Raw genomic sequence first — 14,680 nt, forward strand, 5'->3', positions numbered from 1 at the left:
TGCAGTGTCAGGAGCAAGGATGCCAGCCGAATCGATCGACTGGGTTGCACTGCGCCTTTTGGCTATGCGACCCGCTTCCAATTTAAAATTCATTCAACACACTGACTGGCCTGATCGGCTAAAAGACTCTAAGTGCTTAATAGAGCAGTTGGAGCTTTTTAACGAAAGTCAGTTCGCTGTCAGGCAGATAAAGTCACTCTACGATCATGCCGAAAAGCATCTAAATGTCATTAAAAACATAGATTGTGACGTTATCTGCTTTGAAGATAGCCGTTATCCCGAATTGCTTAAATCGATCTACGATCCGCCTGTGGTACTCTTCTCAAAAGGCAATGTGCAAGCATTGAGCGACCCTCAAGTCGCTATGGTGGGTGGGCGAAAATCATCCAGCTTGGCCCGTGCAACCGCACAGCGATTTGCTCAAGAGTTAACCCAATCGGGCGTACATGTCACCAGTGGATTAGCCATAGGCATTGATCACGCAGCTCATCTCGGCGCAATACAAGCCGGCCCCGGTTCAACAATCGCCGTTATGGCAAACGGCCCAGATCTGGTTTATCCACAACGGCATCAACGGCTGGCCCAGCAGATATTGGACTCAGGCGGGCTGTTAGTCACTGAGCAGTTGCCCGGTATCCAGCCCAGGCCCTACCTATTTCCAGAGCGTAATCGCATCATCAGTGGTATGAGTTTGGGAACCTTAGTCGTTGAAGCCACTATTAAGAGTGGATCACTGGTCACAGCTCGTTTGGCGCTGGAGCAGGGGCGGGAGGTATTTGCTATACCGGGTGCGATTACCAACGAACTGGCAAGAGGCTGTCACCATCTAATTAAAGAGGGAGCTCAGTTGGTTGAAACGGTCTCCGAAATATTGGCGTCACTCTATCTACCGCTTACTACAGATCGTGTTGAGACGCCGCCCATTGAGTCTGAGGATCCCATAATCCGTGCACTGCATCAGCAGCCGTTAACTGCCGATCAGCTTGCAGCAAAGCTCAGTATTCCGATTGGGCAGCTTCAACGTCTGCTCGTGGAACTAGAAATCTCAGGAATTATTGGCCGAGAGGGAGCCCGTTACGTCGTTCTTCGGTAGAATAGCGTTTTTTCCAAAGTAAGATTCTGATTATGGTGAATGATTGGAGCATTAAACAGGCCGTAGAAGTGGTCCAGCAGGGTGGCGTAATTGCCTATCCTACAGAGGCGGTTTGGGGGTTAGGTTGTGACCCTTGGAACGAGCATGCCGTGAAACATCTGTTAGCGGTTAAACGCCGCCCTATGCATAAGGGCTTAATATTAGTGGCAGCCAATATTGGACAGGTTGAACCACTGCTGCAGAATCTGACAGCCGAGCAGCGTCAGGTTGTTGAGGCAAGCTGGCCTGGACCCAATACCTGGTTGATACCGGATACCGACGAGATGATCCCTGAGTGGGTTAAAGGCCAGCACAGCTCTGTTGCTGTTCGTGTCTCTGCACATCCCATCGTGCAGGCGCTCTGTAACCGTGCCGATATGCCGTTGGTATCAACCTCGGCTAACCCCTCATCTGCAGTACCTGCAAAGAGTAAGTTGAGAGTAAGTACTTACTTTGGAAATAGAATTAATTATCGTGTTCAGGGCGCATTAGGCGATTCGGATCGACCATCCGTGATTCGTGATGCACTGACTGGACAGACCCTACGAGTTTAGAGACGGAGATTGCGAATGAGCAAACCGAGCGTAGCAGAAGTAAAAGCCTTCTTAATGGATCTTCAGGATCGTATCTGTAATGAACTGGCAGCAGCCGATGGTGGCGCTGAGTTTGTTGAGGACTCTTGGGATCGACCCGAAGGCGGCGGTGGCCGAAGCCGAGTCATTACCAACGGTGCGGTGTTTGAAAAGGGCGGCGTTAACTTTTCGCATGTTCACGGTAATCAGATGCCTGCATCGGCAACTGCGCACCGTCCTGAGCTTCAAGGCCGTAACTTTGAAGCGATGGGTGTCAGCCTTGTGATGCACCCTAAAAATCCTAAAGTGCCGACCTCACATGCCAATGTTCGTTTCTTCATTGCGGAGAAAGAGGGCGAAGAGCCAGTTTGGTGGTTCGGTGGCGGATTTGATTTGACCCCTTACTACGGCAATGAAGAGGATTGTGTTTTTTGGCACCAAGTGGCTAAAGACGCTTGTGACCCTTTTGGGGACGATGTCTACCCACGCTATAAAAAGTGGTGTGATGACTACTTCTTCTTGAAGCATCGTGGTGAGCCTCGCGGTATCGGCGGCCTCTTCTTTGATGACCTGAATGAGTTGGGTTTTGATCAAAGTTTTGCGCTGATGCAGTCCATTGGTAATGCCTACACTAAAGCCTATGTACCGATTGTCGAGCGCCGTCGTGATGAGAGTTATGGTGAAGCCGAGCGTGATTTCCAATTACACCGTCGCGGCCGTTACGTTGAATTCAACCTAGTGTTTGACCGTGGCACTCTGTTTGGATTGCAGACCGGTGGCCGAACCGAATCGATTCTGATGTCGCTTCCACCGGAAGTGCGCTGGGACTACAACTGGGCGCCTGAACCCGGTACAGAAGAGGCGCGTTTGACCGATTACTACCTGCAATCTAGAGACTGGTTAGGCTTAGAAGCATGATCGATCAGTACCGAGTGACAGGCAATCCGATCAAACATAGCCTGTCACCCAGAATTCATAGCCACTTTGCTCAGACAACGGGTGAGTCTCTGAACTACACCGCTCAGCTGTTAGAGGCGGATACCTTTACGGACACGCTGAGGGTTCAACTGACCTCTGGAGAGATCAAGGGCTCTAATGTGACCCTGCCGTTTAAAGAGCTGGCTTGGCAGCTTGCACAGGAGCGCACGGCGCGCGCAGAGACAGCCGGTGCAGCCAATACTCTCTGGTTAAATGAGCAGGGCGAAATTTGTGCTGATAACACCGACGGCATTGGTCTGTTAACTGATCTAAAGAACAACTTGGGTTTGGAATTGGCGGGCAAACGCGTCTTGATACTGGGTGCAGGTGGTGCTGTGCGTGGTGTCATTCAGCCGATGTTAGAAGCTCAGGTTGCTAGCGTTGTGATAGCGAATCGCACGGTATCAAAAGCTCAGGTTATTGCCGATGTCTTTGCGGGCGCTCCCGTTTCTGCTTGCGGCTATGATGACATTACAGGGCCTGCTTTCGATCTGATCGTCAATGGCACCTCGGCCAGTATTGGTGGTGAGTTGCCCCCTGTGCCTGCTGAAGCGATCGATGCCAATAGTTGTGGTTATGACATGATGTATGGTGCTGAACAAACACCATTTTGTGCCTGGTGCGAACAGCATGGAGCACGTGCCATAGACGGTCTGGGTATGTTGGTTGAACAAGCGGCAGAGTCCTTCGCAATTTGGCGAGGGGTAAAACCCGAAACAGCCGAGATTCTTAATCAGCTCAGATCCGAACTGCAACACAAATAGCATTGACTTAGAGGGGGGAGCGCTTCAGTCTAAGGGTATCAATTCGCTGTATTGGATGCCCCGCATGGAAAAGCTAGCCCCGCTCTCAGTCGATCAACTCTACCGTACCTGCGATACCGATCTTCTCCCGTTTAAAACCACCGATAACCTAGAGGGCTTCGCCGGCTTCTTTGGTCAAGATCGTGCGCTTGAAGCGATGGAGTTTGGGGTAGGTATGAACCGCCCCGGCTACAATCTGTTTGTGATGGGTAACCCGCACACAGGGCGATTCTCTTTTGCGATGGAGAATCTGCGTGAGGCAGCCAAAAGCCAATCCAAGCCATACGATTGGTGTTACCTGAAGAACATCCAAGACACCCGTCATCCACAAGCGCTGCGCCTCCCAGCCGGTAAAGCCGTTAAGTTGCAGCACGATCTTAGTAAGCTTCTTAACCGTGTCGTCACTGAGCTGCCTGCTGCCTTTGAAAGTCCCGCCTATCAGCGTGAAAAATCTAAGATTGAACGTGACTTCAACCGTCTCTATGACAAAGCAGTAGAGACGGTCGAGAAGCAGGGGCGTGAATACTCCATCGCCGTTTATCGTGATGCGGGCACGATTGGATTTACGCCCGTAGCGGAAGGGCAAGCCATCGATGAGGCGGTCTTTTCGGCGCTTCCGGAAGAGATCCGTGACGCCTTTTCAACACACATATCCGAACTGGAAGAGCTGCTTAATGAGCAACTGACAGAGATGCCACGCTGGCGCCGTGAGGCCGCTGAAGCACTGCGTTACCTCGATCGTGACACCGCTCGTCACGCAATTAAACCCCTGTTTGAAGAGGTGCGAGGTGAATATTCAAACCTGAAGGGGGTGAACAGCTACCTTGAAGATGTAGAGCGTGATCTGATTCGTAACGCCGGTGAGATGATTGCGGAGGGGATTTTTGAGAACAAATCCGAGACGGCTCGTCGCGAATTCATGAACGAGAACTACGGTCTTAATCTGCTCGTTGATAATGAGAAGACCAAAGGTGCGCCAGTGGTCTATGAGGCGCACCCAAGTTATGAAAATCTGTTTGGACGCATTGAGTACAACAGTGAAATGGGTGCTATGATCACCAACTACCGTCTGATTCGTCCGGGTGCACTGCATCGAGCCAATGGCGGTTACTTGATCATTGAAGCGGAAAAACTCTTTGAGCAACCCTTTGTCTATGGCGCCTTGAAGCGAGCGTTAAAAGCGCATGCGATTCGCATCGAAAACCCAGTCAGTGAGTATGCCGGTATCAGCACCGTAACGCTCTCACCTGAGGAGATCGATCTGGATGTGAAGATCGTCCTCATTGGCGCCCGTAACATCTACTACCTCTTGCAAGAGCTCGATCATGACTTCGAAAAGATGTTCCGTGTTGTGGTCGATTTTGAAGAGGATGTCGAGCGCACACCGGCGACCATTCGCCAGTACGCCCGTCTAATGAGCACGCTGGCCAAAGAGGAGAAGCTAGCACCGTTAACTCGTGAAGCGGTAGCGCGACTGGTTGAGCACTCCTCTAGACTGGCGGGTGATCAAGATCTTCTATCGGCGCATATCGGTGAATTAGTCGATCTACTCTGTGAAGCGGACTACCGTCGCGCTAAATCGAATGACAAATACATCGATGCGGCACACGTCGACGCGGCACTGTCGTCCAAAGAGCGTCGAACCGGGCGCCTCTCTGAAAAGATCCAAGAGGGTATTACCAACGAGACTGTTCTGATCGACACGGATGGTGAAGCAATCGGTAAATCCAATGGTTTGACGGTACTGCAGGTTGGTGATGTTAGCTTTGGTTCGCCGGCACGCATTACCGCAACGGTTCACCCCGGTAGTCGTGGCATCGTCGATATTGAGCGTGAAGTCACGCTCGGCCAACCGATTCACTCAAAGGGTGTGTTAATTCTGTCCGGTTACTTGGGTCACCGTTACGCTAAAGAGTTCCCGTTAGCGATCTCGGCCAGCATAGCGATGGAGCAATCCTACGGTTATGTGGACGGTGATAGTGCCTCAATGGCGGAGATCTGTACCCTGATCTCAGCGTTAACGCACATACCGATCAAACAGCAGTTCGCGATGACCGGATCCATCAACCAATACGGTGAAGTTCAGGCGATTGGTGGTGTTAACGAGAAGATTGAAGGTTTCTATCACCTCTGTGAGTCTCGCGGTTTAACCGGTCGACAGGGTGTGATTATTCCCAAAGCGAACGTCCGCAACTTGATGCTGAAACAGGAAGTGGTGGATGCCGTGAAAGAGGGGCTCTTCTCAATCTACTCTGTCGCAACCGTTGATGAAGCACTCGAGCTGCTAATGGGTCGCAGCGCTGGCAAAGAGAAAGCCGACGGCGTATTCACCCAACGCTCTATTGGTGCTGAAGTTGTTAAACGCTTGCGTGAGTTGTCTAAAGCGAAGGCTTAGTCTCTGCCGTTTCTTAGAGTGGGGTCAGACCACAGGTCAGACCCCTGTTGGAGTCTTCTCGCAGAGGAGACGATGAGATATCGCCTCATTTCGCTTCGCTCAATAAAGCTCCAGCAAATTTTTAATTTGCCCAATCCTCGGCCAGATGCTCATTCTTCAGCTTCACATAGTTGGCAGCAGAGTAGCTGAAGTAGCTCATCTCTTTTTCGGTCAGGTCGCGAACTGCTTTGGCAGGGCGGCCCATGTAGAGCTTGCCACTCTCTAGACGCTTACCTGGCGGTACAAGCGCGCCGGCACCGACAACGACATCATCTTCAACGATTGCGCCATCCATTACCGTCGCTGACATACCAATCAGGACACGGTTGCCTATGGTGCAGCCGTGCAGCATCGCCATGTGACCGATGGTCACTTCATCGCCAATAATCAACGGATAGCCGTCAGGATTATAGCTGCTGGCATGAGTGATGTGCAGGATTGCCCCATCCTGAACATTGGTGCGAGCGCCGATACGAATATGGTTCATATCGCCACGGATCGCTGTCAGCGGCCAAACGGATGCGTCATCACCCAGCACCACATCCCCAATGACAACCGCACTGGGGTCAACAAAGACCTTATCACCTAGGGTTGGGGTGATACCTTTAAAAGGACGTAGTTTCATATCGCATTCCTTGAATAACTGATCCGCTCACCCCATTGTATAGTAAAGCGTATAGAGTTTTTGATCTCGGAGAGACCGATGAGTAACCCACTGTTAGAACCATCTTCACTGCCACAATTCAGTACCATCAAACCTGAGCATGTTGTTCCCGCCGTCGATGAGCTATTGCAGCGTAACCGTGAGCGTATTGCAAAGATGACTGAACAACCACTGATGGATTGGCAGAGTTTAGTGGGTGAACTGGAACAGCTAAATGATGAATTAGCTCAAGCCTGGTCTCCGGTCTCTCATCTCAACGCCGTGGCGAATACCGATGAGATGCGCGAAGCGTACAACGCCTGCCTACCTAAACTCTCTGAATACTTTACTGAGCTTGGCCAGAATAAAAAGCTCTATGAAGCGTACGAACAATTTAGTCAAAGTGCGGCCTTCTCTGAACTTTCAGATGCCCAAAAGAAAGTGATTACTAACTCACTTCGTGACTTCCGTCTAGCGGGTATTGGTCTGCCAGAAGAGAAACAAAAACGTTACGCCGAGCTGCAACTAAAACTCTCTGAGTTGACCACTAAATTCTCTGAGAACGTCTTGGATGCAACGCAGGGTTGGACCAAGCATGTTACCGATGAGACCGAGTTAGCTGGGTTGCCCGATCATGTCCTTGAAGCGGCTAAGCAGGCGGCTGAAAGTGAACAGTTAGAGGGCTGGGTGCTAACACTCGACTTCCCTGTTTATCATGCCGTGATGCTGCAGGCTGATAATCGTCAGCTGCGTGAAGAGTTCTATACGGCCTATGCGACTCGTGCTTCTGATCAGGGGCCAAAAGCGGGTGAGTGGGATAACACCGATCTCATTGAGCAGATCCTGACCCTGCGCCTTGAGTTGGCGAAGTTGCTTGGGTTTACCAATTACGCGGAATATTCACTGGCCACTAAAATGGCTCAATCTACCGATCAGGTGGTGAACTTCCTTGAGGACTTAGCAGCTAAAAGCCGTCCTCAAGCCGCTAAAGAGTTAGAAGAGCTGACCGCTTTTGCTCAATCAGAAGAGGGTATGAGCGATCTGCAAGCTTGGGATATCACCTACTATGCAGAGAAGCTGAAACAGCAACGCTTCAACATTTCCCAGCAAGAGCTGCGTCCCTACTTCCCACTCCCTAAAGTGTTGGATGGGCTGTTCGCAGTAACCGAGCGCCTCTTTGGTGTCAGCGTTACTGAACTGAAAGAGTTTGATACCTACCATGACGATGTTCGACTGTTTGAGTTGAAGCGTGATGGTCAGGTACTCGCAAACTGTTACCTAGATCCATTTGCTCGTGCCGGTAAACGTGGTGGTGCATGGATGGATGACTGTCGTGTTCGCCGTAACATCAATGGTGATATTCAACTGCCCGTGGCGTATCTAGTCTGTAACTTCACGGCGCCGTTAGAGGGCCAGCCTGCGCTACTAACCCATGATGAAGTAACGACACTGTTCCACGAGTTTGGCCACGGTCTGCATCACATGCTGACGCAAATGGAACATGCCGATATCAGTGGAATTAATGGCGTGGCCTGGGATGCTGTCGAACTGCCCAGTCAGTTCATGGAGAACTGGTGTTGGGAGCCAGAAGCTCTGGCACTGATCTCAGGCCACCATGAGACAGGTGAGCCTCTGCCAGAAGATATGCTGAATCGCATGCTCTCGGCTAAGCATTTCCAATCGGGCATGTTAATGGTGCGTCAGCTTGAGTTTTCGCTGTTCGATTTCATACTTCATCGTGATTTTGAGCCTGGTCAAACGTCAGTTCAGTCTGTTTTGAACCGTGTTCGTGAACAGGTGGCGGTATTGAATCCACCTGCATTCAACCGTTTCCAGCACAGCTTTAGCCACATCTTTGCAGGCGGCTATGCAGCCGGCTACTACAGCTATAAATGGGCTGAAGTTCTATCGGCCGACGCGTTCTCGCGTTTCGAAGAGGAGGGTATCTTTAATCAGGAGACTGGTGCATCCTTCCGAACTGAAATCCTTGAGAAGGGCGGCTCTAAAGAGCCAATGGAGCTATTTGTCGCGTTCCGTGGCCGTGAACCTGAAGTGGATGCTTTGCTTCGCCACTCAGGTATTGCCGCTTAATTAAGCGAAGGAGCTGCTATGAAACCAGTTAAACGCTTTGTCGCCGGTGTTGTCTGTCCACGCTGTGCCGCTATGGATAGTACACGAATGTATCGCGACGAAGAGCGTGAGTATCGTGAATGTGTTAAATGCGGGTTTGAAGACAGCATGCGCCTTGACGGCCGTCCAGAGCCCAAAGAGCTTGAGACCCGAGTCTCTAAAGAGGGTGTGGATCCGTTAAAGAATACGCCAGCAACGGAAGTAGAAGCTCAGCCGCTGCAGTTCTTTACTAACCCTAATTTGCAGAAAAAGGACCACTGACGTGAGCCAAGATGCTGATATCTGTGGCTGGGCACGTCAGTCTGAGATAGAGCATCGTTACCACGACCAAGAGTGGGGTTTACTGCGAACTGATGACCGAACACTGTTTGAGTTTATGGTTCTAGAGTCCGCACAAGCGGGTTTAAGCTGGCGCACCGTATTAAATAAACGGCAAGGCTACCGTCACCACTATCGTAATTTTGAACCCGAGCTCGTGGCTCAGTTTGGGGAGAAAGAGATAGAGGCGATGCTGGCTGATGCCAGAGTCATTCGTAATCGCGCCAAAATCGAAGCCTCTATTAATAATGCCAAGCAATTTTTGGCTATTTCGACGGAGTTCGGTGGTTTTGCGAAATACTTGTGGTCGTTTATGGAGAGTAAAGTGATCGTGAACAGACCCAAAACGCTAGCCGATATACCTGCAGAAACCGATCTCTCAAAGCAGATTGCGAAAGACCTTAAAAAACGCGGCATCCGTTTCTTCGGCTCAACCATCGTCTACGCCTACCTTCAGGCCACCGGCTTCGTCAACGATCACCTAGAGACCTGCCCCGCCTACCAGCGCTGCATCGATCATCTGTAGGAACGAATTGCCGCAGGCAAACAGTGACGCAGAGATAGTCGTGTCAGGCTGAAAGCCAGACACGGGGACTTTGTGGCGGGTCTTGTTGCAACGGTGTCTGGCCTTCAGCCTGACACCACCTTCAAATGTTATTTAGGATTGGATTACGCCTTAAACCAAACCCCACGCTGGTTATAGCGGTGGAAAATCCAGAACCCCATCAATGCTCTGACCAAAAATGCCGCGGTGAATGATAACCATAGGCCGGTATTACCTAGATCTTGTGTTAGCCACCAGAGGGGTAAAAACGTGCCAAACACAGTGACGACCATGATCTGCAGCATCGCTTTAGATTGAGTCGTGCCGACAAGAACACCATCTTGGAAATAGCTCCATACAGCGATCAATGGAAGCACCCAGATAAAGATCAAATAGTCCTGTGCGACATCCAATACCGATTCAATGTCGGTCATCAGGCTCAGAATAGAGTGCCCACCCAACATAAACGTGAGTGTAAGCCCCAGCGCAAACAACAAGGACCAGAGAGCTGAACTCTTCATGGCGCGGTAGAAGTTGTATCGATCCTTGGCACCCGCATAGCGACCACAGATCGCCTCAGCAGCGTGGGCGAATCCATCGAGAGCGTGCGAGATCAGCATCAAGAAGTTCAACAGGAGAGCATTAGCCGACAGTATATCCGTTCCAAGTCGCGCACCTTGTGAGGTGAAGAAAGCAAACATAAAGAGCAGTGACGCGGTCCGAACAAATAGGTACTTATTCACGGTAAAAATCGCGCGATAGGCTGACAGTTGACGAAGTGAGTTTGGCAAAATTGCACCATCAATCAGGTTTAGATGGCGCTTCATCAGCAGTAACCCAAGAACCACACCGGTGTATTCAGCTATCAGTGTTGCACTGGCTACACCCTCTGCGCCCCAGCCGAAACCGAGCACAAACAGCAGATCTAACACCAGATTCGTCAGGTTGACGACGGTCATAATGATCAGGGGTGAGCGTGTATCCTGATTACCGACAAACCAGCCCACTAAGACGTAGTTGAACAGCGCCGCTGGAGCACCGTAGATACGAATATCGGCATAGCTTCGAGCGGTTTCGTGGACATCGGAATCGGCACCCATCCACTCTAAACCCAAAGTGAGTATGGGGATTTGTGCTAGCCACATAAGGCTGCCGAGCCCCAGTGCGATCAGGGTTGCTTGCGCTAAAAAGGTCCTATTTGCATTGCCATCTTGGCGTCCCACAGCCTGTGCAATTAGCCCAGTCGTTCCCATTCGCAAGAATCCAAACGCCCAGTAGATGGTGGTAAACAGTGTGGCTCCAATGGCCACCGCCCCTAAATGCTTCGGATTATCCAAATGGCCGACAACGGCGCTATCGACAAGGCCTAGAAGGGGAACGGTGATGTTGGATAGCAGCATCGGCCAGGCCAGCGCCCAAACACGCTGATGCATGCTCCAATCATTCAGTTGAATCATGCCCGTGCCCGGGGTGCGAAGAAGATCAATAAGAAGATCACCAGTGCGCAGACAACGACACTTGGGCCCGCTGGAGTGTCCGCAAACCAAGAGAGCGCAATGCCTCCAACAACCGCGATAGACCCAAGCATACTGGCAAAGATAGCCATCTGTTCAGGCGTGGCAGACATACGCCGCGCCGCTGCAGCCGGCATGATCAATAGAGAGGTAATGAGGAGCACACCAACCAGTTTCATCGCACCGGCAATCACCATGGCGATTAACAACATTAGGGCGAGTCTATAGCGAGCAACCTGAATCCCCTCTACTTGGGCCAGCTCCTCGTTAATTGTGATAGCGAGCAGAGGTTTCCAAAGCCAGTAGATCGCGGCTAAGACAGCTATGCCTCCCAACAGAATCCACTTAAGGTCTTCGGGAGTGATCGCTAATAGATCTCCAAACAGGTAGGCCTGAAGGTCGATGCGCACGTTATCCAACAGTGATATGGCGACCAGACCCAATGATAGTGCACTGTGCGCCATAATCCCCAACAACGTATCGGTGGCTATCCAGTGTTGGCGTTGCATCGCGACTAAACCAAGCGCCAGCGCTACACAGCAGAGTACGACGGCTAGGCTCAGGTTGATATCAAACAGAATGCCCAGTGCGATGCCGAGTAGAGCTGAGTGAGCTAAGGTGTCACCGAAGTAGGCCATACGGCGCCACACCACAAATGCACCTAAAGGGCCGGCAACAATGGCGACTGATAGGCCGGCAATCAGCGCATAGATGATGAAATCAAGCATGATCACCCCCACAGCAGTCACCTTCAACGACGTTACCATGCATATCATGGCTATGGTTGTGATGGTGATTATAGAGCGCTAGTGTTGACGCGTGAGAAGCGCCAAACAACTCTATGTAGGCAGGGTCTGCGCTGACGGCTTCTGGATGTCCCGAGCAGCAGACATGTTTGTTCAGACAGACGACGTGATCGGTCGATGACATAACCAGATGCAGATCGTGTGAAATCATTAACACACCGCACTTTCGTTCTTTACGGATATCCGTGATCAGCCGATAGAGTTCGGTTTGACCATTAATATCGACACCCTGAACCGGCTCATCCAGCACCAATAGATCGGGGTTTCGTAATAGAGCCCTAGCAAGAAGGGCTCTCTGCATCTCACCGCCGGAAAGATCATGAATCGAGTAATCGACCAGGTGTTCAGCACCCACCGAAGCCAAGGCAGCCTCGATGTCGTTTTGGTTGTAGCCATGTGGAATCTGCAAAAAGCGTTTAACCGTTAATGGTAGTGTCCGATCGATCTGAATTTTTTGCGGCATATACCCGATGCGCAGGCCCGGTTTCGTCCAAACAGTGCCTTCGGTCGGTTTCACCAGTCCAAGTAACACCTTTACCAGCGACGACTTACCTGCGCCGTTGGGTCCGATCAGTGTGGTGATGCAGTCGTTATGCAGTGGCAGGTTTACATTGTTGAGTACCGATTTATTACCAAAGCGCAAACTGACCCCGTCTAATCTAGCCAGATCTGGATTACTCATGATTCACTCCCACGACAATCGCTGCAAAGACCTAACAGCTCGATATTCTCTTCCTCAAGCTGAAAGCCGTGCGTATTAGCGACTCGGTTAAAGCTCTCTTGGAGTTCACTGGTCTCAATTTCGGCTGCGGTTTTGCACTCTCTGCAGATCATAAATGCCGATGGATGCGGGTGTTCTGGATTTGAGCAACCGACAAATGCGTTGAGTGAACCGATTTTGTGAATGAGCCCCAACTGATGCAAAAAATCCAATGCCCGATAGACCGTCGGTGGCGCTGAGTTAAAGCCCGCGTCAGCCAGCGCGGGTAACAACTCATAGGCACCCAGTGGCTTATGGGAGCTCCAGACGAGTCGTAACACTAACTCGCGAATAGGAGTCAGACGCTGGCCACTCTCTTGGCAGATCGCCTTGGCGTTATCTAACGCACCACTGACGCAGTGATCGTGGTTGTGGTCTGAATTGAATGCGTCGTTGATTTCAAGCATGCTTTATCTCAATTATTGTTATATTATAACAATACATTTTCTGGTTTATAGGCATTGTACCCAATGACACACAAATTTACCGCTTCTGTTGCTACCTCTCTCTTACTAGCATCCACTCAAGCTCAAGCCGATACTGTGATGGCCAGTGTTAAACCGCTGAGCCTTATTACTGCCGAACTCTTAGTCAATGTTGCCGAGGTTGATACTCTTCTGCGAGACGGTGCCTCCCCGCATGACTTTGCCCTGCGTCCCTCCGATCGTAAGCGACTGAACAATACAGATTTATTGATTTGGGTCGGCCCTGACATAGAACCCTATCTAGAGAAAGTAATCGATGCTTCTAAGGTTGAGCATTTAGCGATGCTTGATGAGCATGCAGAGCATGGTGAAGATGATCATAGAGATCCTGATCATGAAGAGGAGCATCATCACGATGAACACGAAGGCCATGAACATGAAGAGGAACATCACGATGCTCATGATGAGCATGAAGGTCATGATCATGCCGGTCTGCACCCTTGGCTAGATATCGAGACCGTTGAGCACTTTGCGGAAGAGCTGTCGGTTGAACTTCAGCACCACTTTCCTGCTAAAGCCTCACAAATCAAAGAGAACGAGACCGCTTTCTTAGCGTCACTGAAACAGTTCGAAAGCCAAGCAAAAGAGCAATTAGAGCCCGTTCACCAAAAGGGCTTTCTGGTTTTCCATGACGCCTACGATGGCTTTGTGAATCACTTTGATCTTAACCAGGTTGGCTACTTCACAGTCAGCCCCGAACTTAAGCCAGGTGCCAAACATTTAGCCGAACTTCGTGAGACGTTGGAGCATAGTGGCGTTTCATGTGTCTTTAAAGAGCCACAGTATCGACCTGCTTTGATCGACTCGATTACACGAGGATTTGAAGTTCATGTCGGTGAACTGGACCCGTTGGCCTCCGATGTTGCTCTCGCGCAAGGAGCATACGTCAACTTCATGCAGGGCTTGGTCGATGAGTTCACGGAGTGTTTAGCTAAACGCTGATTTAATCTGCATACCCTGAACCAAACGCTTTAAAAGGCATCTTCAAACCGAGCTCAGGAACCTGCTGACCAATCCATGCAGGAAAGGTATTACTGTTAGGGCCGGGAAAGAGAGTGTATTCGTTAGCCCAAGGGTAGCGTTTGGCTGCTTCGTCAATTTTAGGAATTAAGTGTTCTGCTTCAGCGCCGCGAATGTCCAAAATGAGCTCTGGTTTAGAGTTATACCAGTAGCGATCAGGGATATCCTGTTTGATTTGTAGGGCAGGTAATCCGCGTCCGGTGCGCCAACCGACAACGTCGTAAACGGTGTAGTGTTGTGCATTTTTCTGCTTGGTAGAGATCCATGTATGCACTGCAAAGTAGCCACGCACACCGAACAGATCTGCACCGTATACTTGGATAACTGCCTCAGGGTGCTCACTGGGTAGCGGTGCGATTTCAGCACTATCGCGTTTTGCGGTTCGCCAATCTTGGGTGCTACAACCGGCTAAAAAAGCGGCTATAAGAAGCGTCGCTAATGGTTTAACCATACTTTTTAATGAGGTTTGGTCGTGTTTGGTTTTTGCACTGCCCAAGGTTTTCCATTACAGGTTTTACGGTTTGGGCAGTTAGGTAGACAG

General features: G+C 50.6%; 15 protein-coding genes. 9 read left to right on the plus strand and 6 right to left on the minus strand.

The annotated features are described in order from the left end of the window. The first annotated feature begins 19 nt into the window (after positions 1-19). The 5 genes from dprA to XMA152_RS11940 all read left to right on the plus strand — a co-directional run bounded on the left by dprA (position 20) and on the right by XMA152_RS11940 (position 5,880). On the plus strand, positions 20-1,093 hold the full coding sequence (gene dprA / locus XMA152_RS11920) for a DNA-processing protein DprA (RefSeq protein WP_173482182.1): 1,074 nt from the start codon (positions 20-22) through the stop codon (positions 1,091-1,093). A gap of 32 nt (positions 1,094-1,125) precedes the next feature. Beyond that, positions 1,126-1,686, plus strand: coding sequence for an L-threonylcarbamoyladenylate synthase (locus XMA152_RS11925; protein WP_173482183.1), 561 nt, complete (start codon positions 1,126-1,128; stop codon positions 1,684-1,686). Between the two features lie 15 nt (positions 1,687-1,701). Next, on the plus strand, positions 1,702-2,622 hold the full coding sequence (gene hemF, locus XMA152_RS11930) for an oxygen-dependent coproporphyrinogen oxidase (protein WP_173483716.1): 921 nt from the start codon (positions 1,702-1,704) through the stop codon (positions 2,620-2,622). Continuing rightward, positions 2,619-3,446 (plus strand): shikimate dehydrogenase, encoded by an 828-nt coding sequence (aroE, locus tag XMA152_RS11935; RefSeq protein WP_173482185.1) that lies wholly within the window; start codon positions 2,619-2,621, stop codon positions 3,444-3,446. Before hemF ends, aroE begins: the two co-directional genes overlap by 4 nt. Before the next feature lie 64 nt (positions 3,447-3,510). Beyond that, a complete protein-coding gene (locus XMA152_RS11940) occupies positions 3,511-5,880 on the plus strand; it encodes a Lon protease family protein (RefSeq protein WP_173483717.1) in 2,370 nt (789 codons plus the stop codon). Between the two features lie 121 nt (positions 5,881-6,001). On the opposite strand, the gene XMA152_RS11945 is transcribed toward XMA152_RS11940, so the two are convergent. Continuing rightward, entirely contained in the window at positions 6,002-6,544 is a 543-nt protein-coding gene (locus XMA152_RS11945; RefSeq protein WP_173483718.1) for a gamma carbonic anhydrase family protein, read from the minus strand. A gap of 78 nt (positions 6,545-6,622) precedes the next feature. Here XMA152_RS11945 and prlC point away from each other — a divergent pair, with 78 nt between their 5' ends. Genes prlC through XMA152_RS11960 form a run of 3 tightly spaced genes read left to right on the plus strand, consistent with a single transcriptional unit; the run spans position 6,623 to position 9,536 of the window. Beyond that, positions 6,623-8,653, plus strand: a complete 2,031-nt coding sequence (prlC, locus tag XMA152_RS11950; protein WP_173483719.1) for an oligopeptidase A — start codon at positions 6,623-6,625, stop codon at positions 8,651-8,653. 18 nt (positions 8,654-8,671) lie between these two features. Next, the gene (locus XMA152_RS11955; protein ID WP_173482188.1) at positions 8,672-8,953 is read left to right on the plus strand and encodes a YheV family putative zinc ribbon protein; all 282 of its coding nucleotides are present in this window, start codon (positions 8,672-8,674) and stop codon (positions 8,951-8,953) included. Between the two features lies 1 nt (position 8,954). Beyond that, positions 8,955-9,536, plus strand: a complete 582-nt coding sequence (locus XMA152_RS11960; RefSeq protein ID WP_371813304.1) for a DNA-3-methyladenine glycosylase I — start codon at positions 8,955-8,957, stop codon at positions 9,534-9,536. A gap of 143 nt (positions 9,537-9,679) precedes the next feature. Here the strand turns inward: XMA152_RS11960 and XMA152_RS11965 are convergent, their stop codons facing one another. From XMA152_RS11965 to XMA152_RS11980, 4 genes are read right to left on the minus strand one after another with little or no spacing between them, the layout of a single operon-like run. Next, positions 9,680-11,011 (minus strand): MATE family efflux transporter, encoded by a 1,332-nt coding sequence (locus tag XMA152_RS11965; protein ID WP_173483720.1) that lies wholly within the window; start codon positions 11,009-11,011, stop codon positions 9,680-9,682. Further along, positions 11,008-11,796, minus strand: coding sequence for a zinc ABC transporter permease subunit ZnuB (znuB, locus tag XMA152_RS11970; protein WP_173483721.1), 789 nt, complete (start codon positions 11,794-11,796; stop codon positions 11,008-11,010). Before znuB ends, XMA152_RS11965 begins: the two co-directional genes overlap by 4 nt. Continuing rightward, a complete protein-coding gene (znuC, locus tag XMA152_RS11975; RefSeq protein WP_173483722.1) occupies positions 11,789-12,556 on the minus strand; it encodes a zinc ABC transporter ATP-binding protein ZnuC in 768 nt (255 codons plus the stop codon). The genes znuB and znuC overlap by 8 nt, the downstream gene beginning before the upstream one ends. Next, positions 12,553-13,041, minus strand: coding sequence for a Fur family transcriptional regulator (locus tag XMA152_RS11980; protein ID WP_173483723.1), 489 nt, complete (start codon positions 13,039-13,041; stop codon positions 12,553-12,555). The genes znuC and XMA152_RS11980 overlap by 4 nt, the downstream gene beginning before the upstream one ends. Positions 13,042-13,104: 63 nt before the next feature. Between XMA152_RS11980 and znuA the strand changes: the two genes are divergently transcribed. Then, a complete protein-coding gene (gene znuA / locus XMA152_RS11985; protein WP_173483724.1) occupies positions 13,105-14,061 on the plus strand; it encodes a zinc ABC transporter substrate-binding protein ZnuA in 957 nt (318 codons plus the stop codon). Position 14,062: 1 nt separating this feature from the next. On the opposite strand, the gene XMA152_RS11990 is transcribed toward znuA, so the two are convergent. Further along, positions 14,063-14,635 carry a DUF3750 domain-containing protein gene (locus XMA152_RS11990; protein ID WP_371739806.1) on the minus strand — a complete coding sequence of 191 codons (573 nt, stop codon included), beginning with the start codon at positions 14,633-14,635 and terminating at the stop codon, positions 14,063-14,065. Positions 14,636-14,680: the final 45 nt, after the last annotated feature.

It is taken from the genome of Marinobacterium sp. xm-a-152, assembly GCF_013282965.1.
Lineage (GTDB): Bacteria > Pseudomonadota > Gammaproteobacteria > Pseudomonadales > Balneatricaceae > Marinobacterium_E.

Excerpts from the sequence above, each read along its gene's own strand:
- aroE (WP_173482185.1), top strand. The coding sequence starts at position 2,619 with ATGATCGATCAGTACCGAGTGACAGGCAATCCGATCAAACATAGCCTG.
- znuA (WP_173483724.1), top strand. The coding sequence starts at position 13,105 with ATGACACACAAATTTACCGCTTCTGTTGCTACCTCTCTCTTACTAGCA.
- XMA152_RS11925 (WP_173482183.1), top strand. The coding sequence starts at position 1,126 with ATGGTGAATGATTGGAGCATTAAACAGGCCGTAGAAGTGGTCCAGCAG.
- dprA (WP_173482182.1), top strand. The coding sequence starts at position 20 with ATGCCAGCCGAATCGATCGACTGGGTTGCACTGCGCCTTTTGGCTATG.
- XMA152_RS11945 (WP_173483718.1), bottom strand. The coding sequence starts at position 6,544 with ATGAAACTACGTCCTTTTAAAGGTATCACCCCAACCCTAGGTGATAAG.
- XMA152_RS11980 (WP_173483723.1), bottom strand. The coding sequence starts at position 13,041 with ATGCTTGAAATCAACGACGCATTCAATTCAGACCACAACCACGATCAC.
- znuB (WP_173483721.1), bottom strand. The coding sequence starts at position 11,796 with ATGCTTGATTTCATCATCTATGCGCTGATTGCCGGCCTATCAGTCGCC.
- hemF (WP_173483716.1), top strand. The coding sequence starts at position 1,702 with ATGAGCAAACCGAGCGTAGCAGAAGTAAAAGCCTTCTTAATGGATCTT.
- XMA152_RS11965 (WP_173483720.1), bottom strand. The coding sequence starts at position 11,011 with ATGATTCAACTGAATGATTGGAGCATGCATCAGCGTGTTTGGGCGCTG.
- XMA152_RS11955 (WP_173482188.1), top strand. The coding sequence starts at position 8,672 with ATGAAACCAGTTAAACGCTTTGTCGCCGGTGTTGTCTGTCCACGCTGT.
- XMA152_RS11940 (WP_173483717.1), top strand. The coding sequence starts at position 3,511 with ATGGAAAAGCTAGCCCCGCTCTCAGTCGATCAACTCTACCGTACCTGC.
- prlC (WP_173483719.1), top strand. The coding sequence starts at position 6,623 with ATGAGTAACCCACTGTTAGAACCATCTTCACTGCCACAATTCAGTACC.
- znuC (WP_173483722.1), bottom strand. The coding sequence starts at position 12,556 with ATGAGTAATCCAGATCTGGCTAGATTAGACGGGGTCAGTTTGCGCTTT.